The 25,150-nt window shown below is 71.4% G+C and carries 29 protein-coding genes; 20 read left to right on the forward strand and 9 right to left on the reverse strand.

Features of this window, described 5'->3' with window-relative positions:
- Positions 1-15: 15 nt before the first annotated feature.
- Both MBSD_RS05850 and asnS read right to left on the reverse strand, forming a co-directional pair.
- Positions 16-795 (reverse strand): hypothetical protein, encoded by a 780-nt coding sequence (locus MBSD_RS05850; RefSeq protein ID WP_062535963.1) that lies wholly within the window; start codon positions 793-795, stop codon positions 16-18.
- Positions 796-802: 7 nt separating this feature from the next.
- Positions 803-2,203 (reverse strand): asparagine--tRNA ligase, encoded by a 1,401-nt coding sequence (gene asnS / locus MBSD_RS05855; RefSeq protein ID WP_062535965.1) that lies wholly within the window; start codon positions 2,201-2,203, stop codon positions 803-805.
- 124 nt (positions 2,204-2,327) lie between these two features.
- Between asnS and MBSD_RS05860 the strand changes: the two genes are divergently transcribed.
- Positions 2,328-2,663: a HesB/IscA family protein gene (locus MBSD_RS05860; RefSeq protein ID WP_062535966.1), complete on the forward strand. Its 336-nt coding sequence runs from the start codon at positions 2,328-2,330 to the stop codon at positions 2,661-2,663.
- A gap of 4 nt (positions 2,664-2,667) precedes the next feature.
- Here MBSD_RS05860 and MBSD_RS05865 read toward each other — a convergent pair whose 3' ends face one another.
- Positions 2,668-3,228 (reverse strand): redoxin family protein, encoded by a 561-nt coding sequence (locus MBSD_RS05865; protein WP_062535968.1) that lies wholly within the window; start codon positions 3,226-3,228, stop codon positions 2,668-2,670.
- 192 nt (positions 3,229-3,420) lie between these two features.
- On the opposite strand from MBSD_RS05865, the gene rpsF reads away from it, so the two are divergent.
- From rpsF to radA, 6 genes are all read left to right on the forward strand, one after another.
- Positions 3,421-3,831, forward strand: coding sequence for a 30S ribosomal protein S6 (gene rpsF, locus MBSD_RS05870; protein ID WP_201797461.1), 411 nt, complete (start codon positions 3,421-3,423; stop codon positions 3,829-3,831).
- 14 nt (positions 3,832-3,845) lie between these two features.
- A complete protein-coding gene (rpsR, locus tag MBSD_RS05875; protein WP_062535972.1) occupies positions 3,846-4,076 on the forward strand; it encodes a 30S ribosomal protein S18 in 231 nt (76 codons plus the stop codon).
- 94 nt (positions 4,077-4,170) lie between these two features.
- Positions 4,171-4,620 (forward strand): 50S ribosomal protein L9, encoded by a 450-nt coding sequence (gene rplI, locus MBSD_RS05880; RefSeq protein WP_062535974.1) that lies wholly within the window; start codon positions 4,171-4,173, stop codon positions 4,618-4,620.
- A gap of 218 nt (positions 4,621-4,838) precedes the next feature.
- Positions 4,839-6,227 carry a replicative DNA helicase gene (locus tag MBSD_RS05885; protein ID WP_062535976.1) on the forward strand — a complete coding sequence of 463 codons (1,389 nt, stop codon included), beginning with the start codon at positions 4,839-4,841 and terminating at the stop codon, positions 6,225-6,227.
- 103 nt (positions 6,228-6,330) lie between these two features.
- Entirely contained in the window at positions 6,331-7,413 is a 1,083-nt protein-coding gene (gene alr / locus MBSD_RS05890; protein WP_062535978.1) for an alanine racemase, read from the forward strand.
- A gap of 1 nt (position 7,414) precedes the next feature.
- Positions 7,415-8,794, forward strand: coding sequence for a DNA repair protein RadA (gene radA, locus MBSD_RS05895; RefSeq protein ID WP_062535979.1), 1,380 nt, complete (start codon positions 7,415-7,417; stop codon positions 8,792-8,794).
- A 1-nt stretch (position 8,795) separates the two neighbouring features.
- Here radA and MBSD_RS05900 read toward each other — a convergent pair whose 3' ends face one another.
- Both MBSD_RS05900 and MBSD_RS05905 read right to left on the reverse strand, forming a co-directional pair.
- Positions 8,796-9,164, reverse strand: a complete 369-nt coding sequence (locus MBSD_RS05900; RefSeq protein WP_062535981.1) for a PilZ domain-containing protein — start codon at positions 9,162-9,164, stop codon at positions 8,796-8,798.
- Between the two features lie 63 nt (positions 9,165-9,227).
- Positions 9,228-10,025, reverse strand: a complete 798-nt coding sequence (locus MBSD_RS05905) for a cytochrome C assembly family protein (protein WP_062535983.1) — start codon at positions 10,023-10,025, stop codon at positions 9,228-9,230.
- Positions 10,026-10,121: 96 nt separating this feature from the next.
- Between MBSD_RS05905 and ffh the strand changes: the two genes are divergently transcribed.
- From ffh to rplS, 5 genes are all read left to right on the forward strand, one after another.
- Positions 10,122-11,489 carry a signal recognition particle protein gene (gene ffh / locus MBSD_RS05910; RefSeq protein ID WP_062535985.1) on the forward strand — a complete coding sequence of 456 codons (1,368 nt, stop codon included), beginning with the start codon at positions 10,122-10,124 and terminating at the stop codon, positions 11,487-11,489.
- Positions 11,490-11,669: 180 nt separating this feature from the next.
- Entirely contained in the window at positions 11,670-11,918 is a 249-nt protein-coding gene (gene rpsP / locus MBSD_RS05915; protein WP_062535986.1) for a 30S ribosomal protein S16, read from the forward strand.
- 7 nt (positions 11,919-11,925) lie between these two features.
- Positions 11,926-12,438, forward strand: a complete 513-nt coding sequence (gene rimM / locus MBSD_RS05920) for a ribosome maturation factor RimM (protein ID WP_062535988.1) — start codon at positions 11,926-11,928, stop codon at positions 12,436-12,438.
- A gap of 35 nt (positions 12,439-12,473) precedes the next feature.
- Positions 12,474-13,223, forward strand: a complete 750-nt coding sequence (gene trmD / locus MBSD_RS05925) for a tRNA (guanosine(37)-N1)-methyltransferase TrmD (RefSeq protein ID WP_062535990.1) — start codon at positions 12,474-12,476, stop codon at positions 13,221-13,223.
- A 45-nt stretch (positions 13,224-13,268) separates the two neighbouring features.
- Positions 13,269-13,634 carry a 50S ribosomal protein L19 gene (gene rplS / locus MBSD_RS05930; RefSeq protein ID WP_062535992.1) on the forward strand — a complete coding sequence of 122 codons (366 nt, stop codon included), beginning with the start codon at positions 13,269-13,271 and terminating at the stop codon, positions 13,632-13,634.
- An 81-nt stretch (positions 13,635-13,715) separates the two neighbouring features.
- On the opposite strand, the gene MBSD_RS05935 is transcribed toward rplS, so the two are convergent.
- A complete protein-coding gene (locus MBSD_RS05935; protein WP_062535995.1) occupies positions 13,716-15,785 on the reverse strand; it encodes an EAL domain-containing response regulator in 2,070 nt (689 codons plus the stop codon).
- Positions 15,786-15,915: 130 nt separating this feature from the next.
- Positions 15,916-16,923: an EF-P beta-lysylation protein EpmB gene (epmB, locus tag MBSD_RS05940; protein ID WP_062535996.1), complete on the reverse strand. Its 1,008-nt coding sequence runs from the start codon at positions 16,921-16,923 to the stop codon at positions 15,916-15,918.
- A gap of 87 nt (positions 16,924-17,010) precedes the next feature.
- On the opposite strand from epmB, the gene efp reads away from it, so the two are divergent.
- From efp to folE2, 7 genes are all read left to right on the forward strand, one after another.
- A complete protein-coding gene (efp, locus tag MBSD_RS05945) occupies positions 17,011-17,577 on the forward strand; it encodes an elongation factor P (protein ID WP_062535998.1) in 567 nt (188 codons plus the stop codon).
- A gap of 7 nt (positions 17,578-17,584) precedes the next feature.
- On the forward strand, positions 17,585-18,916 hold the full coding sequence (locus MBSD_RS05950; RefSeq protein ID WP_062536000.1) for a TRZ/ATZ family hydrolase: 1,332 nt from the start codon (positions 17,585-17,587) through the stop codon (positions 18,914-18,916).
- Positions 18,917-18,960: 44 nt separating this feature from the next.
- The gene (locus MBSD_RS15125) at positions 18,961-19,155 is read left to right on the forward strand and encodes a hypothetical protein (RefSeq protein WP_148667818.1); all 195 of its coding nucleotides are present in this window, start codon (positions 18,961-18,963) and stop codon (positions 19,153-19,155) included.
- Positions 19,152-19,862 (forward strand): bifunctional 2-polyprenyl-6-hydroxyphenol methylase/3-demethylubiquinol 3-O-methyltransferase UbiG, encoded by a 711-nt coding sequence (gene ubiG, locus MBSD_RS05955; RefSeq protein WP_062536001.1) that lies wholly within the window; start codon positions 19,152-19,154, stop codon positions 19,860-19,862. Before MBSD_RS15125 ends, ubiG begins: the two co-directional genes overlap by 4 nt.
- A complete protein-coding gene (gph, locus tag MBSD_RS05960; RefSeq protein ID WP_062536003.1) occupies positions 19,859-20,527 on the forward strand; it encodes a phosphoglycolate phosphatase in 669 nt (222 codons plus the stop codon). Before ubiG ends, gph begins: the two co-directional genes overlap by 4 nt.
- The gene (locus tag MBSD_RS05965; RefSeq protein WP_082306514.1) at positions 20,524-21,354 is read left to right on the forward strand and encodes a hypothetical protein; all 831 of its coding nucleotides are present in this window, start codon (positions 20,524-20,526) and stop codon (positions 21,352-21,354) included. The genes gph and MBSD_RS05965 overlap by 4 nt, the downstream gene beginning before the upstream one ends.
- Before the next feature lie 118 nt (positions 21,355-21,472).
- Positions 21,473-22,447, forward strand: a complete 975-nt coding sequence (gene folE2 / locus MBSD_RS05970) for a GTP cyclohydrolase FolE2 (RefSeq protein WP_062536004.1) — start codon at positions 21,473-21,475, stop codon at positions 22,445-22,447.
- 21 nt (positions 22,448-22,468) lie between these two features.
- On the opposite strand, the gene MBSD_RS05975 is transcribed toward folE2, so the two are convergent.
- Both MBSD_RS05975 and yidD read right to left on the reverse strand, forming a co-directional pair.
- Positions 22,469-23,806: a dihydroorotase gene (locus tag MBSD_RS05975; protein ID WP_062536018.1), complete on the reverse strand. Its 1,338-nt coding sequence runs from the start codon at positions 23,804-23,806 to the stop codon at positions 22,469-22,471.
- On the reverse strand, positions 23,799-24,107 hold the full coding sequence (yidD, locus tag MBSD_RS05980) for a membrane protein insertion efficiency factor YidD (protein WP_425478098.1): 309 nt from the start codon (positions 24,105-24,107) through the stop codon (positions 23,799-23,801). The genes MBSD_RS05975 and yidD overlap by 8 nt, the downstream gene beginning before the upstream one ends.
- A gap of 66 nt (positions 24,108-24,173) precedes the next feature.
- Here yidD and dksA point away from each other — a divergent pair, with 66 nt between their 5' ends.
- Positions 24,174-25,109, forward strand: coding sequence for an RNA polymerase-binding protein DksA (gene dksA, locus MBSD_RS15365; RefSeq protein ID WP_187300562.1), 936 nt, complete (start codon positions 24,174-24,176; stop codon positions 25,107-25,109).
- Positions 25,110-25,150 lie beyond the last annotated feature (41 nt).

The following is a 25,150-nucleotide window of genomic DNA, read 5'->3' on the forward strand; positions in this document are numbered from 1 at the left end:
CGTCGCCGCGTCCGCTCAGAACGGCTTGCCCAGCGCCCCGCGCAGGTCCTTCAGCAGGCCCTGGCCGGTATCCGGCTTGCCGCAGATGGCATCGCTCAGGACGCGTTCGTATTTCGGGGTCAGCCGGCCGACGTAGAGCACGCCCGCCGGGCCGTGCGGGATCTGGAAACTGCCGGATGCGGACATCGGCGCCGACTTGCCCAGCGCGGCGCCGCCGCCGATCAGGATGTCGTTGCCGAGCCCGGCCGGCGACTGCTCCCAGTAGGTGGTGGCGGCGAGCTGCGAGGCCAGGCTGGCGACCACCAGGTAGCGCGCGGCCGGATCGTCCACGTCGAGCCGGCCGAACGCGCCGGTGGTGGCCTCGGTCAGGCCGATCGATTCGCACAGCGGCACGTCGACCGTGCGCAGCGGGCGCAGGTCGGCGTCGAGCAGCACCGCCGTGGGCGCGAACAGATAGCTGGAGCGCAGCCAGCGCCCGCTCAGCTCGGCCTTGAACAGCACGGCATAAGGTTTCTCGGAGGCGGGCAGGCGCAGCGCCAGCGCATAGCTGCGCTGGCCGCCGATCTCCACCACCGGCATCGGGTCGTCGAACCGGAAGCGGCGCGGCTCGGCCGGCAGGCGCGTGTCGAAATCGAGTTCGCTCCAGTCGCGGCAGCATGGGGTGCGCTGCGCGAGCCGCGCCGCGGCCTCGGCCAGCGTCGGCTCCTGCGCCGGCTGCGGCAGGGCGGGCACGATCGAGCAGCCGGCGCCGAGGCCGGCGGCGAGGACGATCGTGGCGGCGATGCCGGCGCGCATGCGGCCCTCAGAATTCGGCGTGGCCCGGCGCGCGCGGGTAGGGAATCGCGTCGCGGATGTTGGAAAGCCCGCAGACGTAGCAGACCAGGCGCTCGAAGCCGAGGCCGAAGCCGGCGTGCGGCACGGTGCCGTAGCGGCGCAGGTCGCGGTACCACTGGTAGTGCGCGGCATCCAGGCCGAACTGTCGCATGCGCGCGTCCAGCATGTCGAGGCGCTCCTCGCGCTGGCTGCCGCCGATGATCTCGCCGATGCCGGGCGCCAGCACGTCCATCGCGGCGACCGTGCGGCCGTCGTCGTTGAGGCGCATGTAGAACGCCTTGATGCGTTCCGGATAGTTCATCACCACCACCGGGCGGCCGACGTGCTGCTCGGTCAGGTAGCGCTCGTGCTCGGTCTGCAGGTCGACGCCCCACTCGACCGGGAACTCGAACTTCCTGCCGGACTTCTTCAGGATCTGCACCGCATCGCCGTAGTCGATGCGCTCGAACGGCGAGGCGATGAACTTCTCCAGGCGCTCGATCGCGTCCGGCAGCACGCGCTCGGCGAAGAACGCCATGTCGTCCGGGCGTTCCTCCAGCGCGGCGCGGAACAGGTACTTCAGGAAGTCCTCGGCCAGGCGCGCGTCGGCGTCGAGGTCGGCGAAGGCGATCTCCGGCTCGATCATCCAGAACTCGGCGAGATGGCGCGGCGTGTTGGAGTTTTCCGCGCGGAACGTCGGACCGAAGGTGTAGACGTTGCTCAGCGACAGGCAATAGGCCTCGACGTTGAGCTGGCCGGAGACGGTGAGAAAGGTCTCCTTGCCGAAGAAGTCCTTGCCGAAATCGATGCCGCCCTTCGCATCGCGCGGCAGGTTGAGCAGGTCCAGCGTGGAGACGCGGAACATCTGCCCGGCGCCTTCGGCGTCGGAGGTGGTGATGATCGGCGTGTTGATCCACAGGAAGCCGCGCTCGTGGAAGAAGCGGTGCACCGCCGCGGCCAGCGTGTGGCGCACGCGCGCCACCGCGCCGAACAGGTTGGTGCGCGGACGCAGGTGCGCGACTTCGCGCAGGAACTCCAGCGAATGCGCCTTCGGCTGGATCGGATAGGTCTCGGGGTCGTCGACGAAGCCAGCGACCTCGATGCGCGTCGCCTGGATCTCGAACGCCTGGCCCTTGCCCTGCGAGGGCGCCAGCGTGCCGGTGGCGATTACCGCGCAGCCGGAGGTGAGCCGCTGCACCTCTCCGGCGTAGTTCGGCAGCGTCGCCGGCGCCACCACCTGGATCGGATCGAAGCAGGAGCCGTCGCTGACGTTGACGAAGGACAGGCCGGCCTTGGAATCGCGCCGCGTGCGCACCCAGCCGCGCACCGTCACTTCCGTGCCGGGCGCCACCGCGCCCGACAGCGCCCGTTTCACGCTGGTCACCGCCATGGGTTGAAACTCCCGATTCGACGCCGCATCTGCGGTTTCGGCAAAGGCCGCGATGATAGCGAAGCCCCGTGCCGCGCGCAGTACAATCGCGGTGCCGACGCCTGCACGGAAAGACGCCACGACCATGACCATCCGCATCACCCCTGCCGCCCGCTCGCGCATGCAGGAGTTCCTGGCCCGCCAGCCGGGCGCGGCCGGCGTGCGTTTCGGCGCGCGCCCCTCGGGCTGTTCCGGCTATACCTACAGCGTCGACATCGCCGAGACGCTCGGCGCCGACGACCGCGTGTTCGAGGTGGACGGCGTGCGTCTGGTGGTGGATGCGAAGAGCCTGCCGCTGCTGGACGGCACCGAGATCGACTTCCGCCGCCAGGGTCTGAACGCCGCGTTCGCCTTCGACAACCCCAACGCCACCGGCGCCTGCGGCTGCGGCGAGAGCTTCACCGTCGGCGCGCAGGACTGAACGCTCAGGACTCCGCCAGCAGCGCGCGCACCGCGGCTTCGATGCGCTGCGCCTGCGCGTCGCCCGGGTGGGTCTCGCCGACGAAGCGCGCGCGGATGCGGCCGCGCCGGTCGACCAGGTAGAACGCCGGCCAGTACTGGTTGCCGAGCGCGCGCCAGTAGGCGTGGTCGTTGTCGATCATCACCGGTTCGCGCACGCCGTGGCGCGCCACCGCCGCTTCCAAACCCTGGCGCAGGTACTCGCGCTCCAGCTCCGGCGAGTGGATGCCGATCACGCGGAAGTCCCGGCCGGCGAGGCTGCGCTCCAGCTGGTGCAGCCAGGGGAACGAGCGGTAGCAGTTCCAGCACTCGAACGCCCACACGTCGACCAGCAGCACCCGGCCGCGCAGGTCCTCGACCCGCAGCGGCGGCGAGTTCAGCCAGCCGGAGGCGTCGGTGCGCGTGAACGCCGGCAGCGGCCGGCCGACGGGATCGGCGGATTCGCCGCGGGCGATCCGCCACAGCGGCAGCATCACCAGCGCGCTGATCAGGACGGCGCCGGCGGCGGACAGCAGACGGATCGGCATGGCGGCTCCGGTTCGGCGGGGCTGATCAAGGGACCGGCCGCGAACCGTCCCGCTTTCAAGCACTTGGACTTGCGTCCGCAGGACGTTTCCGCCTACCATAGCCGGCTCGCCGCGCTTTCCGCCCGGCGCACCTTGCCTCACCGCGACGGCGGGAGGCTGCGAGGCCCGCGAGGGCCGCATCCACAAGGAGCCATCATGCGTCACTACGAGATCGTCTTCCTGGTCCACCCGGACCAGAGCGAGCAGGTGCCGGCCATGATCGAGCGCTACAAGGCGCTGATCGAGGGCGACAACGGCAAGATCCACCGCCTCGAGGACTGGGGCCGCCGCCAGCTCGCCTATCCCATCCAGCACCTGGCCAAGGCCCACTACGTGCTGATGAACATCGAGTGCGGCCAGGCCGTGCTCAACGAGCTGGAATCCGGATTCCGCTTCAACGACGCCGTGCTGCGCCACCTCATCATCGCCCGCGACGAGGCCGTCACCGAGCTCTCGCCGATCATGAAGAGCAAGGAGAAGGAGGAGGGCAAGGGTTCCCGTCGTCGCGACGAGGAAGGGTTCGGCGGTGACGCCGACATCGGCGCCAGCGACGAAGCCGCCTGAGACCGGAGACGACCATGTCCAAGTTCTTCCGCCGCAAGAAGTTCTGCCGCTTCACCGCCGAGGGCGTGAAGGAGATCGACTACAAGGATCTCAACACGCTGCGCCAGTACATCACCGAGACCGGCAAGATCGTGCCGAGCCGCATCACCGGCACCAAGGCGCGCTACCAGCGCCAGCTGGCGACCGCGGTCAAGCGCGCGCGCTTCCTGGCCCTGCTGCCGTACAGCGACAACCATTTCTATTGATCGACGCGCGTTGCCGGCCCCGCGCGGCGGGGCCGTCATTCGGACAGCGTGAGCTGCGCCGGTTCGCCCGGCGCTGACGAATGAGGAATCCACGATGGAACTGATCCTGCTTGAGAAGGTGCGTGGCCTGGGCGCGCTCGGCGACAAGGTCAAGGTGAAGCCGGGCTACGGCCGCAACTACCTGGTGCCGCAGGGCAAGGCGGTGCCGGCGACGGCCGAGAACGTCGCCGAGTTCGAGAAGCGCCGCGCCGAGTACGAGGCGAAGTCGAACGAGCTGCTGGCAACCGCCGAGGCGCGCAAGGCCAGGCTCGAGAACGCCGCGGTCACGATCACCGCCAACGCCAGCCCCGAGGGCAAGCTGTACGGTTCGGTGGGTCCGCGCGACATCGCCGAGGCGTTCAGCGCGCAGGGCCTGGAACTAGAGAAGAGCGAAGTGATCCTGGGCGAGGGCCCGATCCGCAACGTCGGCGAGTACGAGGTGCAGATCGCCCTGCACGCCGACGTGCAGACCACGGTCAAGGTGACGATCGTCGCCGAGCAGTAAGCCGCGGCATCGCGCAAGCACCGGACGGGCGCCTTCGGGCGCCCGTCTTTTTTCCGCTAGTCGCAGCGCCTGCGACGGAGCCCGCGCACAGTTTTTCCACAGGGTTGCCCACTGCAACCGCCGGGTTTTGCACAGAGTTGTTGTATCGGCAGCCGCGGCCGCCGTGCGTATGATGCCTAGCCTTCGTCCGCCGCCCGCCGAGAACGCCCAGGTGTGCCATGGCCGTTTCGCCTGACCGCAATCCCGCACCGCGCGTCGACGCGCTGCGCGTGCCGCCGCATTCGATCGAGGCCGAGCAGGCCGTGCTGGGCGGCCTGATGCTGGCGCCGGAGGCGTGGGACCGCGTCGCCGACCGTCTCGGCGAGGACGACTTCTACCGCAAGGACCACCGGCTGATCTTCCGCGCGATCAGCGAGCTGTCCAACAAGGGCATGCCCTGCGACGCGGTGACGCTGGGCGAGTGGTTCGAGTCGCAGCGCCTGGCCGAGATGGTCGGCGGCGCCGCCTACCTGATCGAGCTGGCCAACGCCACGCCCAGCGCGGCCAACATCGTCGCCTATGCCGACATCGTGCGCGAGAAGTCGGTGCTGCGGCAGCTGATCGACGCCGGCACCGAGATCGCCGGCGACGGCTACCGTCCGGACGGGCGTTCCACGCAGGAGATCCTCGAGAGCGCCGAGCAGCGCGTGTTCCGCATCGCCGAGGCCGGCGCGCGCGGGCGCAAGGGCTTCGTGTCGATGCGCTCGGCGGTGAAGGAGGCCTTCCAGATCCTGCACCAGCGCTACGAGAACCGCGGCGCGATCTCCGGCCTGCCGACCGGCTTCACCGACCTCGACGAGATGACCGCCGGCCTGCAGCCTTCCGACCTGATCATCGTCGCCGCGCGCCCCGCCATGGGCAAGACCGCGTTCTCGCTGAACATCGCCGAGTACGCGGCGATGCGCACCAAGAAGGCGGTGGCGGTGTTCTCGATGGAGATGTCCGCCTCGCAGCTGGCGTTCCGCCTGATCTCCTCGATCGGCCGCATCAACCAGCAGCACCTGCGCACCGGCGATCTGGCCGAGGAGGAATGGCCGCGCGTCACCCAGGCGATCACCCTGCTCAGCGAGGCCAAGATCTTCATCGACGACACGCCGGCGCTGTCGCCGGGCGAGCTGCGCGCACGCGCGCGCCGGCTGAAGCGCGAGCACGATCTCGGCCTGATCGTGATCGACTACCTGCAGCTGATGCAGGTGCCCGGCAACAAGGAGAATCGCGCCACCGAAATTTCAGAAATCTCGCGTGGACTGAAGGCCCTGGCCAAGGAACTGGACATCCCCGTGATCGCGCTCTCGCAACTCAACCGCTCGCTGGAACAGCGCACCGACAAGCGCCCGGTGATGGCCGACCTGCGCGAGTCCGGCGCCATCGAGCAGGACGCCGACCTGATCCTGTTCATCTACCGCGACGAGTACTACAACCCGGAATCGCCGGACAAGGGCCTCGCCGAAGTGATCATCGGCAAGCAGCGCAGCGGCCCCACCGGCACGGTCAAGCTGACCTTCCTCGGCCAGTACACCAAGTTCGAGAACCACGCCTCGGAGGCGTATGCGGGGATGATGGAGTGAGATTCGGGAGACGGGAGACGGGAGGGGGGAGACGGCCAGTGCTCGTGGCGCCGAGCAGGGATCTCGTCGTCTCCCGTTCCCCGTCTCCCGTCTCCCCGCAACCATGAGCCGCACCGCCCTCGCCACCATCCACCTCGGCGCACTGCGCCACAACCTCGCGCGCATCCGCGAACGCGCTTCCGGCGCGCGCGTGATGGCGGTGGTCAAGGCCGACGGCTACGGCCACGGCCTCGAGCGCGTCGCGCGGGCATTGGACGAAGCCGACGCGTTCGGCGTCGCTTCGATCGCCGACGGCCTGCGCCTGCGCGCGGCCGGGCACCGCCAGCGCATCGTCGTGCTGAGCGGGCCGGATGCGCCGGCCGATCTCGCCGAGCTGCGCCGACTCGGCCTCGAGGCGGTGATCCACCACGACAGCCAGATCGAGTGGCTGGTCGCCGACCGCGACGGCCGCCCGCTGCGCGTCTGGCTGAAGCTCGACACCGGCATGCACCGGCTCGGCTTCGCGCCGGAGCGCGCGGTCGAGGTGCACGCGCGCCTGCGCGCGTTGCCGGCGGTGCATCCCGAGATCGCGCTGATGACGCACTTCGCCGCCTCCGACGAGTTCGACAACGCGCTGACCGCGCAGCAGATCGCGCGCTTCGCCGACGCCACGCGCGGCCTCGCCGGCGAGCGCGCGCTGGCCAATTCGGCCGGCGTGCTGGGCTGGCCGCAGGCGCACGGCGACTGGGTGCGCGTCGGCGGGCTGCTGTACGGGCTGTCGGTGGTGGAGGGCAAGTGCGGCGCCGACTTCGGCTTCCGCCCGGCGATGACGCTGTCGACGCGGCTGATCGCGGTGAACCGCATCCGCAAGGGCGAGCGCGTCGGCTACGCCGCCACCTGGGAAGCGCCCGAGGACATGCCGCTCGGCGTCGCCGCGATCGGCTACGGCGACGGCTACCCGCGCAGCGCCGCCGCCGGCACGCCGGTGCTGGTCGGCGAACACCGCGCCGCGATCGTCGGCCGCGTGTCGATGGACCTCGTCACCATCGACCTGCGCGAGGTGCCCGCGGCGCGCGTCGGCGATGCGGTGACGCTGTGGGGCCCGGCGCTGCCGGTCGAAACCGTCGCCGCCCACGCCGGCACGATCAGCTACGAGCTCACCTGCGGCGTCACCCGCCGCGTGCTGTTCGCCGAGGACGAAGGTTGACATGGCCAAGGCGAAGACCGCCTACGTCTGCAGCGAATGCGGCGCCGAGCACGGCAAGTGGCAGGGCCAGTGCGCGGAGTGCGGCGTGTGGAATTCGCTGTCCGAATTCGTCGTCGAGCCGGCCAAGGCGGCGGGCAACGGCGCGCGCCGCGGCGGCTACGCGGGCGCCGCCGCGGGGGCTTCGCGCATCACGCCGCTGACCGAGGTGGCGGCGGGCGAAACCTCGCGCAGCCGGGTCGGCATCGGCGAGCTGGACCGCGTGCTGGGCGGCGGCCTGGTCGACGGTTCGGTGGTGCTGATCGGCGGCGATCCGGGCATCGGCAAGTCGACCCTGCTGCTGCAGATGCTGGGCGCGCTGGGCGACCGCATGAGCGGCGTGTACGTGACCGGCGAGGAATCGCTGGCGCAGGTGGCGTCGCGCGCGCAACGGCTCGGCCTGCCGCTGGCGCCGCTGCAGGCGCTGGCCGAGACCTGCGTCGAACGCATCCTCGAGCGCGCCGCCGAGGCGCGTCCGCGCGTGCTGGTGATCGATTCGATCCAGACCATCTGGACGGAACTCCTGACCGCGGCGCCCGGCTCGGTCAGCCAGGTGCGCGAATCGGCGGCGAAGCTGGTGCGCTTCGCCAAGGAAAGCGGCACCGGCGTGTTCCTGGTCGGCCACGTCACCAAGGAAGGCGGCATCGCCGGCCCGCGCGTGCTCGAGCACATGGTCGACGCCGTGCTGTACTTCGAGGGCGAGTCGGGCAGCCGCTTCCGCGTGCTGCGCGCGTTCAAGAACCGCTTCGGCGCGGTCAACGAGCTCGGTGTGTTCGCGATGGGCGACAAGGGCCTGCGCGAAGTGCCCAATCCGTCGGCGATCTTCCTGTCGGCGCACAGCGGGCCGACGCCGGGCAGCGCGGTGATGGTCACCCGCGAGGGTACGCGGCCGTTGCTGGTCGAGGTGCAGGCGCTGGTCGACCAGTCCTCGCTGGGCAATCCGCGCCGCGTCGCGCTCGGCCTCGAGCAGAACCGCCTGGCGATGCTGCTGGCGGTGCTGCACCGGCACGGCGGCGTCGCCGCCTACGACCAGGACGTGTTCATCAACGTGGTTGGCGGCATCCGCGTGCAGGAGACGGCGGCCGACCTGCCGGTGCTGCTGGCGGTGCTGTCCAGCCTGCGCGACCGGCCGCTGCCGGAGAAGACCGTAGCCTTCGGCGAGGTCGGCCTGTCCGGCGAGATCCGGCCCGTGCCGAACGGCGAGGAGCGCCTGAAGGAGGCGGCGACGCACGGCTTCGCGCGCGCGATCGTGCCGAAGGCGAACGCGCCGAAAAAGGGGCGCTACGGCGAACTGGAAGTGGTGGCGGTGGAGCGCCTCGCCGAGGCGCTGGACGCGGTGCGCTGAATCAGGCGCCCAGCGCCGCCAATTCGCGGTGCAGCCGCTCGTGGCCGCCGAGGTTCAGCTCGAGCAGCCGCTTCAGCCGCGCGAAGCTGTCGAGGTCGATGCGGTCCCAGGCGAAGGCGAGGCGATCGCCCTCGATGCGCGCGGCTTCCACGCCCATGCTGATCACCAACGTGCCGTTGACGCGCAGGTCCATGCGGAAGCGCGCGCCGGGCGCGCCGGCAAAGGCCGCGGGCCGCGCCACCAGCACGCCCTTCAGCGAGAGGTCGATCAGGTCGGTCTCCCACAGCGCGCTGCCGGAATAGAGGCGCACGCTGCCTGCCAGCGGCACGCGCTGGAAGCGCCGGCGGTCCTGCCCGGAGTCCGTGTCCACCCTGGTCCCTCCCGTGTCCCTGGCGCGCGGATTCTGCGCACTTGCCGCCGCGCGATTCAAGCGTCAATTCACTTTTTGCAGCACCAGTTCCAATACGAACTTGCTGCCGAAGAAGGCGAGCAGCAGCACCGCCATGCCGGTCAGCGTGAAGCGCACCGCGCGGCGGCCGCGCCAGCCCCAGCGCCAGCGGCCCCACAGCAGCAGGCCGAACACCAGCCAGGCGGCGATCGACAGCACGGTGGTGTGCACCAGGTGCTGCGCACGGATGTCCTCGATGAACAGCAGGCCGCTCAGCAGCGTCGCCGTCAGCAGCGCGAAACCGGCGGCGATCAGGCGGAACATCAGCGCCTCGGTCTGCGTCAGCGGCGGCAGGGCCAGCACCAGGCGACCGGGGCGGTGCCGGCGCAGCGCGCGCTCCTGCAGCCACAGCAGGATGGCCAGCACGGCGGCGATCGAGAGCACGCCGTAGCCGAGCAGGGCAACGGCCACGTGCAGCCTGATCTGCCAGCCGAGCGCGCGCGGCGCCGTCGGCGGCGCGAAAAACACGTCCAGCGCCAGCAGCGCCGCGGCCAGCGGGAACACGATCACGCCGAGCCCGGCGACCGGGCGCGCCAGGTTGACCAGCAAGGTCAGCGCCGCCACCAGTGCCGCCACCAGCGACAGCGCGGCGAAGAAATGCAGGTCCAGTGCGCCGCGATGGAAGCCGAGCAGCACGCCGAAATGCAGCAGCACGGCCAGCGCGCCCAGCAGCAGCGCCGAGGCGCGCGGCGTGCGCGGGCAGCCGGTCAACGGCGCGGCCAACAGCGCGGCGGCGCCGAGGTAGCCGGCGAGGGCGAGCAACGAGATCAGGGTGATCGGCATGGTGCGCGCGAGTTTGGCACAGCGCGTCGCGCGCGCAAACGCCGCCGGGGGCGGCTGCTATACTGGCACGCTTTCCGCAACCCCCGATCCAGCGCCATGTTCGAGTCGCTCAGCCAGCGCCTTTCCGACACCGTGCAGCGCCTGCGCGGTCGCGGCCGCCTGACCGAGGCCAACATCCGCGAGTCGTTGCGCGAGGTGCGCATCGCGCTGCTGGAGGCGGACGTCGCCCTGCCGGTGGTGCAGGCGCTGATCCAGCGCGTGCAGGCGCGCGCCGTCGGCCAGGAAGTGCTGAAGAGCCTCACCCCCGGCCAGGCGCTGGTGAAGGTGGTGCGCGACGAGCTGACCGCGCTGATGGGCACGGTCAACACCGAGTTGAACCTCGCCCAGCAGCCGCCGGCGATCGTGCTCGTGGCCGGTCTGCAGGGCGCGGGCAAGACCACCACCGTCGCCAAGCTGGCGCGCTTCCTCGTCGAGCGCAAGAAGAAAAAGGTGATGGTGGTGAGCTGCGACGTCTACCGCCCGGCCGCCATCGACCAGCTGCAGACGCTGGCGGCGCAGGTCGGCGTGGGCTTCTTCCCGTCCTCCGGCGCGCAGGACCCGGTGGCGATCGCCAGGGCGGCGCTCGACGCCGCGCGCCGCGAGGTGGCCGACGTGCTGATCGTCGACACCGCTGGCCGCCTGCACGTCGACGCCGAGATGATGGACGAGGTCAAGGCGCTGCACGCGACGCTGAATCCCGTCGAGACCCTGTTCGTGGTCGACGCGATGACCGGCCAGGACGCGGCCACCACCGCCAAGGCGTTCGCCGAGGCGCTGCCGCTGACCGGCGTGATCCTCACCAAGACCGACGGCGACGCCCGCGGCGGCGCCGCGCTCTCGGTGCGCTACGTCACCGGCCGGCCGATCAAGTTCCTCGGCGCCGGCGAGAAGACCGATGCGCTGGAGCCGTTCCATCCCGACCGCATCGCGCAGCGCATCCTCGGCATGGGCGACGTGCTCAGCCTGGTCGAGGAGGTCGAGCGCAAGGTCGACCAGGCGAAGGCCGCCAGGCTCGCCGAGAAGGTGGTCAAGGGCAAGCGCTTCGACATGAACGACATGCGCGACCAGCTCGAGCAGATGGTCAACATGGGCGGGCTGGGCGCGCTGATGGACAAGCTGCCCGGCGTCGGCAGCCTGCCGGACAGCGTCAAGTCGAAGGTCAACGACCGCGAGATCAAGCGCATGATCGCCCTGATCCAGTCGATGACCAAGAAGGAACGCCGCCACCCGGACCTGCTGAACGGCTCGCGGCGCGCGCGCGTGGCGCGCGGCGCCGGCCAGCAGCCGGCCGACGTCAACCGCCTGCTGAAGCAGTACCAGCAGATGGAGAAGATGATGTCCAAACTGGCCTCGGGCGGCATGAAGGGGCTGATGCGGCAGATGCAGGGCGCGCTGAAGCGCGGCGGCATGCCGCCGATGCGCTGAAGCAGGGAGCAGGGAGCAGGGAAGTGCGGAGGGCGCGCGCGGCGCGGTCCGGCGCCTCGCGCCCGGGCCGCGATCCGGGGCCCGGGCTTCCTTTCCCGCCGATTTCCGTTAAAATGCCGCGTTTCCCGCACCGGCCTGAAAGCGGCTGCCGGCCTCGCGGCAACTCTGGAGTTCGTACGTATGGTGAAGATTCGTCTTGCGCGCGCCGGCGCCAAGGGTCGCCCGTTCTTCCACGTCGTGGTGGCGGACGAGCGCAAAAAGCGTGACGGCCGCAGCATCGAGCGCGTGGGCTACTACAACCCGGTGGCGTCCGGCGCCGAGAAGCGCCTGGAGCTGGACGTGGCCAAGGTGCAGGCCTGGGTGGCCAAGGGTGCGCAGCTGACCGACAAGGTGCGCGCGCTGGTCAAGGAAGCCTCCAAGGCCGCCTGAGGTCGGCATGCCCGGCGAGCGCCGCGTCCGCATGGGGCGCATCGTCGGGGTGTCGGGAGTGCGCGGCTGGGTCAAGCTCGAATCCTGGGCCGAGCCGCGCCTCGCGATTTTCGATTACCAGCCCTGGCTGCTCGAGACCGGCCCGGGCGAGTTCCGCGAACTGCGCGGCGCGCGCGGGCGCGAGCAGGGCAAGGGCCTGGTGGCCGAACTGCCCGGCGTCGCCGACCGCGACCAGGCGGCGGCCCTGATCGGCACGCCGGTCTGGGTGCCGCGGGCGGCGCTGCCGGCGCTGCCGGCGGGCGAGTATTACTGGACCGATCTCGAGGATCTCGAGGTGGTCACGGTGGAGGGCGCGGCGCTGGGCCGGGTCAGCCACCTGTTCGAGACCGGCGCCCATCCCGTGCTGGTGGTGCGGGACGGCGACCGCGAACGGCTGATCCCGTTCGTGCCGGGGCAGTACGTGCGGTCGGTCGATGTCGATGACGGCCGCATGGTGGTGGACTGGGATCCGGAATTCTGAAGGCGGCGGGCGACCGCCGGCACGGACGAGGGGCGATGCGCATCGACGTCGTCACGCTGTTCCCCGAGTTCGTGCGCCAGTGCGCCGGCATCGGCGTGGTGGGCCGGGCGCAGGAACGCGGGCTGCTGCAGGTCGAAACCTGGAACCCGCGCGACTTCGCCACCGACAACTACCGCTCCGTGGACGACCGCCCCTATGGCGGCGGCCCCGGGATGGTGATGATGATCGACCCGTTGCGCGCGGCCCTGGCCGCGGTGCGGGCGGCGGCGCCGGAGCCGGCGCACGTGATTTACCTGAGCCCGCAGGGAGCGCGGCTCACCCAGCGCAGGGTGGCGAAGCTGGCGCGGATGCCGCGCTTCACGCTGCTCTGCGGCAGGTACGAGGGCGTGGACGAGCGCCTGCTGGCGCACGCGGTCGACGAGGAGCTGTCCATCGGCGACTACGTGCTGTCCGGCGGCGAGCTGGCCGCGGCGGTGCTGATCGACGCGGTCGGCCGGCTGCAGGAAGGCGCGCTGAACGACGCGCAGTCCGCGCGGCAGGATTCGTTCTCGGACGGCCTGCTCGATTGCCCGCACTACACGCGGCCCGAGCAGGACGCGCTGGGAGAGGTACCGCCGGTGCTGCTGTCCGGCGACCACGCGGCGATCCGCCGCTGGCGCCTGAAGCAGTCGCTGGGCCGCACCTGGTTGCGCCGGCCCGACCTGCTGGCGCGGTTGACGCTGGACGCGGAAGCGCGCCAGCTGCTTGAGGAATTCCGCCGCGAGCATCGTGCGGCGACATGCTGAGGCCCGCACGGACCCGGCCGGATTGATACTTATCGGTGGTGTGCCATGAACAAGATCATTGAGCAGTTCGAAGCCGCGCAGATGACCCGCAAGCTGCCGGAGTTCAGCCCGGGCGACACGGTGGTCGTCAACGTCAAGGTGAAGGAAGGCAACCGCGAGCGCGTGCAGGCCTTCGAGGGCGTGGTCATCGCCAAGCGCAGCCGCGGCCTGAATTCCGCCTTCACCGTGCGCAAGATCTCGCACGGCACCGGCGTCGAGCGCGTGTTCCAGACCCACAGCCCGGCGATCGAGTCGGTGTCGGTCAAGCGTCGCGGCAAGGTGCGCGGCGCCAAGCTGTACTACCTGCGCGGTCTCGAGGGCAAGGCGGCGCGCATCAAGGAAGACATCGGCGCCACCGCCCCGGCCAAGTAAGCCGGCGGTTCGCCAGAAACGACGAAGCCGCGCGGGGCGACCCGCGCAGCTTCCTTTTTCGTGCCGGCAGCGGCCGCCGGCTCAGCCGGCCAGTTCGTACGCCATCACCTTCTCCGGCTCCTGCAGGAAGTTGCCCTGCACGAAGGCCACGCCGCAGGTGAACAGGATCGACATGCTGGCGGCGTCTTCCACCCATTCCGCCACCGTCAGCTTGCCCGCCGCGTGCGCCTGCGTGCACAGCTCGCGCACGCGCTGCTGGTTCTCCGGATGCTTCGGCAGCTCGGCCATGTAGCTGCGGTCGATCTTCAGGTAGCCGGCGTCGACGTGCTTCAGCAGCTGGAACGAGTTCAGGCCGGAGCCGAACTGCTCCAGCGCGAAGCCGCAGCCGAACTGCTTGATCGCGTTGACGAACTCGCGCGCCGGCTTCAGGTTGGTCACCACCTTGCTTTCCGGCATCTCCAGCACCAACGCGCGGCCGGGCACGCCGGCCGCGGCGAGCTGCTGGCCGATCCACGGCGCCAGCTGCTCGTCCTCCAGCGACTGCGGCGTGATCTTCAGGAAGAACGTGGCCAGCGCGCCTTCGCGCTGGCGCTCGGCCAGCACGCGGATGGCGTTGGCGATCACCCAGCGGTCGATCGCCGGCAGCAGACCGTGGCGTTCGGCGACGGGCAGGAAGTAGCCCGGCAGCACTTCGCCCTTCGGGCCCTTCAGGCGCAGCAGGATCTCGTAGTGCTCGCCCTCGGCGCCCTGCAGGCTGATCACCGGCTGGTAGTAGAGCACGAAGCCGTTGTTGGCCAGCGCATCCTGCACCAGCGCCAGCCAGCCGCGCTCCTTCTCCGCCTCGGCCTTGTCCTTGGCGGCGGGATCGTGCACGTCGACGCGGTTGCCGCCGGCGTTCTGCGCGTTGCGCAAGGCGCTGGTGGCCTGCGCCAGCACGGTCGGCGAGTTGGCGTTCTTCTCGCCGATCAGGCTGCCACCGATGCTGAGCGTCAGGCTGACCGACTGCGCACCGGCCTCGAAGATCTGCGCCTCGACCGCCTTGCGGATCGCCTCGGCCACGGTCTGCGCCGGCTCGCCGTTGCCCCTCAGCAGCACGCCGAAGGTGTGGTCGGAGATGCGCCCGGCCACGTCGTGCGCGCCGAGCTGGGCGAGGATCTTCGCGCCGAGCGCGCGCAGCAGGCCGTCGGCGTTGCCGAGGCCGACCGCGTCGACCACGTTGTGGTAGTTGTCGGGCTCGATCAGCAGCAGCGCCTGGCTGCCCTGGCCGTTCGCCGCCGCGGCCACCGCCTCGTCGAGCACGCCGAGCATGTGGCTGCGGTTGTAGAGATCGGTGACCGGATCGCGCGAGCGCAGCGCGTCGAGCTGCTCGGCCAGCGCGGGGTCGACCTCCTGGCGGCGGAACACGATCTGGATGCAGGGCTCGCCCTCGAACGTGGCCTGGGCGAACTCCATCACCGCGTCGAAGGTGGAACCGTCGGTCCGCTGCGCCTTCAGCTCCAGCCGCGGCGGCGGCTTCTCGCCGCGCGCCAGGCGCTTCAGCAGCGCCTTGAAGTCCTCGGCGTTGGCCGGCGCCACCAGGTCGAGCAGGGTCAGGCCCTGCACCTCCTCGAAGTCCTCGAAGCCGAACATCTCGAGGTAGGCCTTGTTGGCGCGCACGTGCACGCCCTCGTGCACGTAGGCGATCGGATCGCGCGAGGAGTCCAGCAGGGCGTCGCAGCGACGCTCGGACTCGCGCAGCGCGGCCTCCAGGCGGCGCACGCTGCGGCGCATCGCCAGCGCCTCCGCCTCGCGGCGCACGACCGCCTGCATCTGGTCGGCGCGGCTGCGCAGCGCCAGCGCGCGCGCGCCGGCGAGGAAGGCGTCGCAGATGATCTTGTCGTCGGCGTGCGGCACCATCGCGATCAGCACGATGTCCTTGCCGGTCGCCTCGATCATGCGCGCGACCTCGGGCAGCTTGAGGTCGCGGGCGGAAGGATTGGCCAGCACCAGGTCGGGGCCGAGGCTTTCCAGCGCGCTCTCGAATTCCGCTTCGTTGCCGGCGCGCGCCGGGCGCACCGCGATGCCGCCGTTGCGCAGCGCGCTGGTGACCTGTTCGGCGTCTTCGACGGCGTCTTCGACGAAAAGGATCTTGGTGACGTTGTCCTGCTTCATGCGTGGGACTCGGGGCGCGGTGCGGCCGCAGGAGGACCGCCGTTCCGGTGCGAGCGTAAACCGCGGCCTAGGGGTTTTACCCGAACCCACCGCGCATTTCCACAACGGCCGCTGGCCGGCGCGGGGGCGCTCACAGTGGGCGCTTGCCGGCGTCGCCGGCCACCTCGCGCACCAGCCGCGGCACCAGATAGCCGGGCAGGCGGGCGCGCAGGGCCTCGACCAGGGCGCGGGCGCGGTCGTCGCCGACCTCGAAGTGGGCGGCGCCCTCGACGCGGTCGAGCTGGTGCAGGTAGTAGGGCAGCACGCCGGCTTCGAACAGCCGTTCCGACAGCGCCGCCAGCACGGCCGCGTCGTCGTTGACGCCGCGCAGCAGCACGGACTGGTTGAGCAGGGTGGCGCCGGCCTCGCGCAGGCGTCCGCACGCGGCGGCCACGCCGGCGTCGAGCTCGGCGGGATGGTTGGCGTGCAGCACCACCACCTTCCGCAGGCCGAGGCCGGACAGCCAGGCGCAGAACTCGTCGTCGACGCGCTCCGGCAGCACCACCGGCAGGCGCGAGTGGATGCGCAGACGGCGCACGTGCGGCGCATCGGCCAGGCCGTCGGTCAGCTCGGCCAGCTTGGGCGTCGACAGCGACAGCGGATCGCCGCCGGAGAGGATCACCTCCGACAGCGAGGCGTCGGCGCGCAGGTGCGCCAGCGCCTCGCGCCAGCGCGCCGCCGCGGCGATCTCCTCGGCATACGGGAAGTGCCGGCGGAAACAGTAGCGGCAGTTCACCGCGCAGGAGCCGCTGGCGATCAGCAGGGCGCGGCCGGCGTATTTCTGCAGCACGCCGTGCGCGGCGCGCGCGCCGAGATCGCCGACCGCGTCGCGCACGAAGCCCGGCGCCGGTTCCAGCTCCGCCAACTGCGGCAGCACCTGCAGCAGCAGGGGGTCGTGCGGATCGCCGGGACGCATGCGCGCGACGAAACCGCGCGGCACGCGCAGGGCGAAGCCGGCGTCGTCCGGCGGCAGCCGCGCGGCCAGCGCCTCGAGGCCGAGCAGGGCCAGCAGCTCGCGCGCGTCGGTCACCGCCTCGCGCCAGAGCTGGCGCCAGTCGGCCGGCGAAAGCTGCGCGGGGGCAGGGCTTGCGGTTATCATCTGCGGTCTCGGATGGGGCGGCGCGCCCCGGTGAACAGCCCATTCTAGCCGCTTCCCGGGGCGGCTTTTTCGTATCGGAGCACCCCCATGGCGACCTACGGACTGAACGACGTCAAGAACGGCCTGAAAATCATCGTCGACGGCGATCCCTACACCATCGTCGAGGCGGAGTTCATCAAGCCCGGCAAGGGCCAGGCGTTCACGCGCATCAAGATCCGCAACCTGAAGAACGGCCGCGTGACCGAGCGCACCCTGAAGGCCACCGACACGGTGGAGGGTGCCGACGTCGTCGATACCGACATGCAGTACCTCTACAACGACGGCGAGTTCTGGCACTTCATGCAGCCGGACAGCTTCGAGCAGCACACCGCCGACAAGAACGCCGTCGGCGACGCCGCGCAATGGCTGAAGGGCGAGGAGATGTGCATCGTCACGCTGTGGAACGGCGTGCCGCTGTCGGTGACGCCGCCGAACTTCGTCGAGCTGAAGATCGTCGAGACCGACCCCGGCGTGCGCGGCGACACCTCCGGCGGCGGCGGCAAGCCGGCCAAGCTGGAGACCGGCGCGGTGGTGCGCGTGCCGCTGTTCGTCGGCCAGGACGAAGTGATCAAGGTCGACACGCGCACCGGCGAGTATGTCGGCCGAGTGAAGTGAGACCGGCGTGAGCGTGCCGCGCGAGGTCGACCTGCTGATCGAGGCCCGTTGGGTCGTGCCCGTGGAGCCGCACGGCGTGGTGCTGGAGGATCACGCCGTCGCCGTCGATGGCGGCTCGATCGTCGCCGTGCTGCCGACCGCCGAGGCGCGGGCTGCCTGCGCGCCGCGCGAGCGCGTCGCGCTGGGCGAGCATGCGCTGATCCCCGGCCTGGTCAACGCGCACACGCACAACCCGATGACGCTGTTGCGCGGCCTGGCCGACGACCTGCCGCTGATGGTCTGGCTGCGGCAGCACATTTGGCCGGTGGAGGGGCGCGTGCTCGGCCCCGAGTTCGTGCGCGACGGCGTCGAGCTGGCGATCGCCGAGATGCTGCGCGGCGGCACCACCTGCTGCAACGAGAACTACTTCTTCCCGGATGTCGCCGCCGCCACCTACCGCCGCGCCGGCTTCCGCGCCACGGTCGGCCTGCCGCTGATCGAGTTCCCCAGTGCCTGGGCGAAGAGCCGCGACGAGTATTTCGAGCGCGCGCTGGCCGTGCACGACGACTTCCGCGGCGACGCGCTGATCGGCACCGCGTTCGCGCCGCATGCGCCGTACACCGTGTCGGACCAGGCCTTCGAGCGCGTGCGCATGCTCGCCGACCAGCTCGACGTGCCGGTGCACCTGCACCTGCACGAGACCGCGCACGAGGTCGAGGAAGCGAAGCGCGAGACCGGCCTGCGGCCGCTGCAGCGCATGCAGCAGCTCGGCATCGTCAACGACCGCCTGATCGCCGTGCACATGACCCAGCTCACCGACGCCGAGATCGCGCTGTGCGCGGAGGAGGGCGTGTCGGTGGTGCACTGTCCGGAATCGAACCTCAAGCTGGCCTCCGGCTTCTGCCCGGCCGAGAAGCTGCGCCGCGCCGGCGTCAACCTGGCGCTGGGCACCGACGGCTGCGCCAGCAACAACGACCTCGACATGTTCGGCGAGATGCGCACCGCGGCCCTGCTGGCGAAGGGCGTCGCCGGCGACGCCAGCGCGTTCGACGCGGCCGCCACGCTGCACGCCGCCACGCTGGGCGGCGCGCGCACGCTGGGTCTGGCCGACCGCATCGGCTCGATCGCGCCGGGCAAGCGCGCCGACCTCGCGGCGGTGCGCCTGGACCCGCTGGAGACGCAGCCGCTGTACCACGTGGTGTCGCAACTGGTCTACGCCACCGGACGCCAGCAGGTCAGCGACGTCTGGATCGACGGCCGCCGCCAGCTCGCCGACCGCGCCCTGACCGGCCTCGACGCCGACGCGCTGCGCGCCAAGGCGCGCGCGTGGCGCGAGCGCGTGGCGGCGATCGGCGGATGACCCGACTCACGACGGCGGGCCGCCGCCCGCCCACGATGCGCATCATGCAAGCGACCAACGTCAGCCCCGACGAGATCGCCCGCTTCGAGAAGCTGGCGGCGCGGTGGTGGGGCGAGCCGGGTCGTGACGCGGGATGCGATGAATCGCATCCCGCGCCGGCGAGCGCCCGGCCATGGATGGCCGGGCAGGCACCACGTGCCAGGGAAGGTTCGGTGCGACAGGAGGGCTTTGCGTCATGACCGGCGTCGCGTCCAACGTGAATGCCGACGAGATCGCCCGCTTCGAGAAGCTGGCGGCGCGGTGGTGGGACCCCCAAGGCGAATCCCGTCCCCTGCACGACCTCAATCCGGTGCGCGCCGCCTTCGTCGTCGAGCGCGTCGTCCTGCACGGCGCGCGCGTGGCCGACGTCGGCTGCGGCGGCGGCCTGCTCAGCGAGGCGCTGGCGCGCGCGGGCGCCGCGGTGGTCGGCATCGACCTCGGCGCGGCGCTGATCGACGTCGCGCGCCTGCACCTGCACGAATCCGGCCTGCAGGTCGACTACCGGGTGTGCGGCTCGGCCGAACTGGCCGCGGCCGAGCCGGAAGGTTTCGACGCGGTCTGCTGCATGGAGCTGATCGAGCATGTGCCCGATCCGGCGGCGCTGGTCGCCGACCTCGCCGCGCTGCTGAAGCCGGGCGCGCGCCTGTTCATGTCCACGCTCAACCGTACGCCGGCCAGCTTCGCCGCGGCGATCCTCGGCGCCGAATACCTGCTGCGCCTGCTGCCGCGCGGCACGCACCACTACGCGCAGTTCCTGCGCCCGTCGGAGCTGGCCGCGCTGCTGCGTCGCGCCGGGCTCGAGCTCGAAGAGGTGCGGGGCATCGCCTACAACCCGTTGACGCGCAAGGCGCGATTGACCGCGAACACCGCGGTCAACTACCTCGTCTGCGCGCGCAAACCCGCATGAAGCCGCTGCCCCCCCGCATCGACGGCGTGCTGTTCGACCTCGATGGCACCCTGCTGGACAGCGCCCCCGACCTCGCCGCGGCGCTGGACGCGCTGTGCGGCGAGCACGGCGTGCCGCCGCCGCCGTATCCCAGCGTGCGCGAGGTGGTGTCGCGCGGCGCGCGCGCGGTGCTGCGCCGCGGCTTTCCCGGCGCCGGCGAGGACGCGATCGCCGCGCTGGTGCCGCGCTACCTCGATCTCTACGCCGAAGTGCTGGGCGCGCGCACGCGGCCGTTCGACGGCATCGACGCGCTGCTGGCCACGCTGGAAGGCCGCGGCGTGGCCTGGGGCGTGGTCACCAACAAGCCGGGCTTCCTCACCGCGCCGCTGCTGCAGAAGCTGGGACTCGCGCAGCGCGCCTCGGTGGTGGTGGCCGGCGACACGCTGGCGGTGAAGAAGCCGGATCCGGCGCCGGTGTTGCACGCCTGCGCGCAGATCGGCGTCGAGCCGCGGCGCTGCCTGTTCGTCGGCGACGACCTGCGCGACGTCGAGGCCGGGCGCGCCGCCGGCGCCTACACCGTGGCCGCCGCCTGGGGCTACCTCGACGGCGGCGATCCGCATACCTGGGAGGCCGACGCGGTGGCGCGGCGGCCCACCGAGCTGATCGGCTGGGTGGGCCGCGCGTGAGCGACGCCGGTTTCGAGAGCTTCGTCGACAAGTGGCTGGTCGCCGAGCCGGCGCAGGCGATCGCGCTCGGCTATCTCGACGCGGCGGAGCGCGACGCCTGCTGCGCGCTGGCCTGCCTCGAACACGAGCTGATCGCCGCCGCCTACGGCATCCGCGAGCCGCAGGTCGCGGCGGTGAAGCTGAACTGGTGGGGCGAGGAGCTGGCGCGCGCCCGCCAGGGCGAGGCGCTGCATCCGCTGACGCAGGCGCTGTTCGCCGACGCGCGCGCGGCGGCGCTGCCGGCGCCGCTGTACGCGGCGCCGGTGGCCGCTGCGCTGACGCAACTGGGGCAGGGCAGCGTCGCCGATTTCGAGACGCAGCTCGCCGCCGCCGAGCGCTTCCACGGCGCGCTGGCCGCGTTGGAGACCGCGTTCTGGTTCGGCGTCGAGGCCTCGCCCGCGCGCGCGGCGCGGCTGGCGGCGCTGGGCCATCTCGGCGCGGCGCTGGCCTGGCTGGATGCGGAAAGCACGCACGAACTGCCGCTGCCGATGGCGCTGCTGGCGCGGCATCAGTTGACGCGCGAGGGCCTGCGGCAGCCGTCCGCGGCGCGCCGCGCCGCGCTGCGCGACCAGTTGCAGACGTTGACGCAGGCGCTGGAGGCGGCGCAGCGGCTGCCCGGTCCGCTGTCGCTGTTCCGCGGCCTGCGCGCGCGCCGCGACCGCGCGCTGCTGGCCGGCGCGCTGCGCGCCGCCGATCCGCTGGCCGCGCTGCGCGCGCCGCAGCGGCCGCGGCTGGGCGATGCCTTCTATCTCTGGCGCGCGGCGCGCGAGCGGCGGGCGGGACGTTGAGACGGAAACGCGCCGTTCACGCCGAGCAGCCATTGTGCCGGGCCGGCGCCGGCCCCAGTTGACGTAAAGTTGTCTTCCGGGCGGGCCACGGGCCCGCCGTTTCATGCGGGAAACCACCATGTCCACCGACCTGAACACCCAGCGCGCGATGCCCGACGTGGCCGTCGAGGCCAGGCCCGGCGTGGCCGGACGGCTGGAGTGGGTCGGCATGGACGAGGTGCAGATGCCGGTGCGGCTGGCCACGGCCGACGGCGGCGTCGTGCAGTCGGCGGCGCGGGTCGCGGCCTACGTCAATCTGGCCCGGCCGGAGGCGCGCGGCATCCACATGTCGCGCCTGTACCTGCACCTCGACCGGACGCTCGACGCCGAGCCGCTGACCCCCGCGCTGCTGCGCCGCATGCTGCGCGGCTTCCTCGACTCGCACGCCGATCTTTCCGATCGCGCGATGGTGCGTATCGCTTTCGAGCATCTGGTGCGGCGGCCGGCGCTGGTCAGCGACCACCGCGGCTGGAAGGCTTATCCGGTGACCATCACGGCGACGCTGCAGCGCGGCCGGTTCGAGGTCGAGCTCGCCACCGCCGTGCTGTATTCGTCCACCTGCCCGGCTTCCGCGGCGCTGGCGCGCCAGCTGATCCAGGACGGCTTCGCGCAGGCGTTCCCCGCCGCGCAGGCGCTCGACCGCGAGGCGGTGCTGGCCTGGCTCGGCAGCGAGCACGGCATCCGCGCCACGCCGCACAGCCAGCGCAGCGCGGCCGAGGTGCGCGTGCGCCTCAACCCCGGCTTCGACTTCCCGCTGATCGACCTGATCGACCGCATCGAGGACGCGTTGCAGACGCCGGTGCAGGCCGCGGTCAAGCGCGTCGACGAGCAGCGGTTCGCCTTGCTCAACGGCGGCAACCTGATGTTCTGCGAGGACGCCGCGCGGCGCCTGCAGCAGGCGCTGGACGCCGACGAGCGCATCGCCGACTTCTGGGTGCGCGCCTCGCACTACGAGAGCCTGCATCCGCACGACGCGGTGGCGATCGCGACCAAGGGCGTGGAGGGCGGCTACGGCCCGGCCGACCACGCGCTGGCGCCGCTGGGGGCGCGCTGAGCTTCGCTGCGCCGGAGGCGTTCAGCGCGCGAAGGCGAGCCGCTGGCCGCGCACCTCGTCGCTGACGCGCCGGCCGTCCCAGGCCAGGCGGCCGTTGACGAAGGTGGCGGCGATCGAGCTGCGGAAGGTGAAACCCTCGAACGGCGACCAGCCGCACTTCGACAGCACCTCGGCGGCGCTGACCGGGTGCGGGCGCCGCGGGTCGACCAGGGTCAGATCGGCCGCGTAGCCTTCGCGCAGGTAGCCGCGTTCGGCCACCTGGAACAGCGTGGCCGGCGCGTGCGTCACCGCCTCGACCACGCGCTCCAGCGTCAGCACGCCGTCGAACACGCGCTCCAGCGCGCACTGCAGGGCGTACTGCACCAGCGGCAGGCCGGACGGCGCGCGCACGTAGGGCTCGGCCTTCTCGCTGGCCAGATGCGGCGCGTGGTCGGTGGCGAGCACGTCGATGCGGCCTTCGGCCAGCGCGCGCGTGATCGCTTCGCGGTCGGCCGCGGTCTTGATCGCCGGGTTGCACTTGATGCGGTGGCCGAGGCGCGCGTAGTCGGCGTCGCAGAAGTGCAGGAAATGCACGCAGGTCTCGGCGGTGATGCGCTTGCCGGCGACCGGGCCCGGCTCGAACAGCACCAGCTCGTCGGCGGTGGAGATGTGCAGGACGTGCAGGCGCGTGCCGTGGCGGCGCGCCAGCTCGATCGCCAGCCGCGTCGACTTGAGGCAGGCCTCGCGCGAGCGGATCAGCGGGTGCTGCTCCGGCGGGATGGCGTCGCCCCAGCGCGCGCGCGCCGCCGCCTCGTTGGCGGCGATCATCGGCGTGTCCTCGCAGTGGGTGATGATCGGCGTCGGCGCCTCGCGGAAGATGCCGTCCAGGGTGTCGGGATCGTCCACCAGCATGTTGCCGGTGGAGGCGCCCATGAACACCTTGATGCCGGGCGCGGCCTTCGGGTCCAGCGCGCGGATGTCGTCGAGGTTGTCGTTGGTCGCGCCGAGATAGAACGCGTAGTTGGCCGCGGAGACCTCGGCAGCGCGCGCGTACTTCGCCTCCAGCGCCTCGCGATTGGTCGCCGGCGGCCTGGTGTTCGGCATCTCCATGTAGCTGGTGATGCCGCCGGCGACGCAGGCGCGCGACTCGTGGGCGATGTCGGCCTTGTGCGTCAAACCCGGTTCGCGGAAGTGCACCTGGTCGTCGATCATGCCCGGCAGCAGCCACAGGCCGGCGGCGTCGTAGACGCGTTCGCCCGGGCGCGCGGCGAGCGAGGGCGCGATCGTCTCGATGCGGCCGCCGCGCACGCGCAGGTCGGCATGGAAGCGGCGGCCTTCGTTGACCAGTTCGGCGTTGGTGATCAGCCAGGCGTCATGCATGCGGTTCGTCTCCATGCGCGCGGCAGCGCGCCAAGGTGAAGCGTTCGGGCACCGGGTCGAAGCCGCCGCTGCACAGCGGCTGGCAACGCAGGATGCGCCATGCCGCCAGGACCGATCCGCGCAGCGGGCCGAAGCGTGCGACGGCGGCGCGCGCGTAGCTCGAGCAGGTCGGATGGAACCGGCAGTTCGCCCCCAGTAGCGGGCTGAGCAGGCGTTTGTAACAGGCGATCAGGAACAGTATCAGTCGCGTCACGGGCGCGCCGTAAGCCCTCGCCAGCCCTGATGCGACGCGGGTTTGCAAGGCGGTTGCTGGTGCCAGGGTTCTAGGCTATAACACCCGGCCGCCGAGCCACAATGGTGTAGGGAAATGGCGAAGTCCACGCGCAGCACCGCATCGAGCAAGGCCAAAGCGGCCAAGGCCCGCGTCGCGTCCAAGCCCGCGAAGAAGGCGAAGCACGCCGCGCGCCCGGCCAAGGCCGCGAAGAAGCCGGCCAAGCCGGCGGCGAAGAAGCCGGTCAAGGCGGCCAAGGCCAGGCCGATGCCGAAGAAGGCCGCGGCGAAGAAGACCGTCGCGAAGAAACCGGTGCCGAAGAAGGCGCAGGCCGCCGCGGGCACATCGGCGAAAGCCGCCAGGCCGGCATCGCGTCCCGCGGCGAAGCGTGCGCCGGCGAAGCCTGCCGCGCCCGCCAAACCCGTACGCAAGGAAGCGGCAGCTCCACGTGCCGGGGGTGCCGTCGCCGCGGCGCAGCCGGCGAAGTCCGCACCTCCCCAGATCAAGAAACCCGTGAAGTCAGAAACAGCCATTGCCAAACCCCGGGTGGCGATCGTCGCCCCCAACAACGAGCCCGGCATCACCCGCGAGGACGGCCGCTACGCGCTGCCCGCGACGGTGCACATCGAGCTGCCGAAAGGTTACCGCCCCTCGCCGGACGAGGAGTACATGAACCCCATGCAGCTCGCGTACTTCCGCAACAAGCTGCGCGAGTGGCGCGACCAGCTGGTGGAGGAATCGCGGCAGACGATGGAGAACCTGCGCGAGGAAGTGCGCGACGTCGGCGACGACGCCGAGCGCGCCACCCGCGAGACGGAAAATTCGCTGGAGCTGCGCACGCGCGACCGCTACCGCAAGCTGATCGCCAAGATCGACAAGGCGCTGCGCCGCATCGAGGAAGGCCGTTACGGCTACTGCGAGGAAACCGACGAGGAAATCGGCGTGGAGCGTCTGGAGGCGCGGCCGATCGCCACGCTCAGTCTCGACGCGCAGGAGCGCCGCGAGCATCTGCGCAAGCAGATGGGCGACTGAGACGCCCCGTTGCCGCACCCGATGCGTGTCCGAGGCCCCGC

Source organism: Mizugakiibacter sediminis (assembly GCF_000953855.2).
GTDB lineage: Bacteria > Pseudomonadota > Gammaproteobacteria > Xanthomonadales > Rhodanobacteraceae > Mizugakiibacter > Mizugakiibacter sediminis.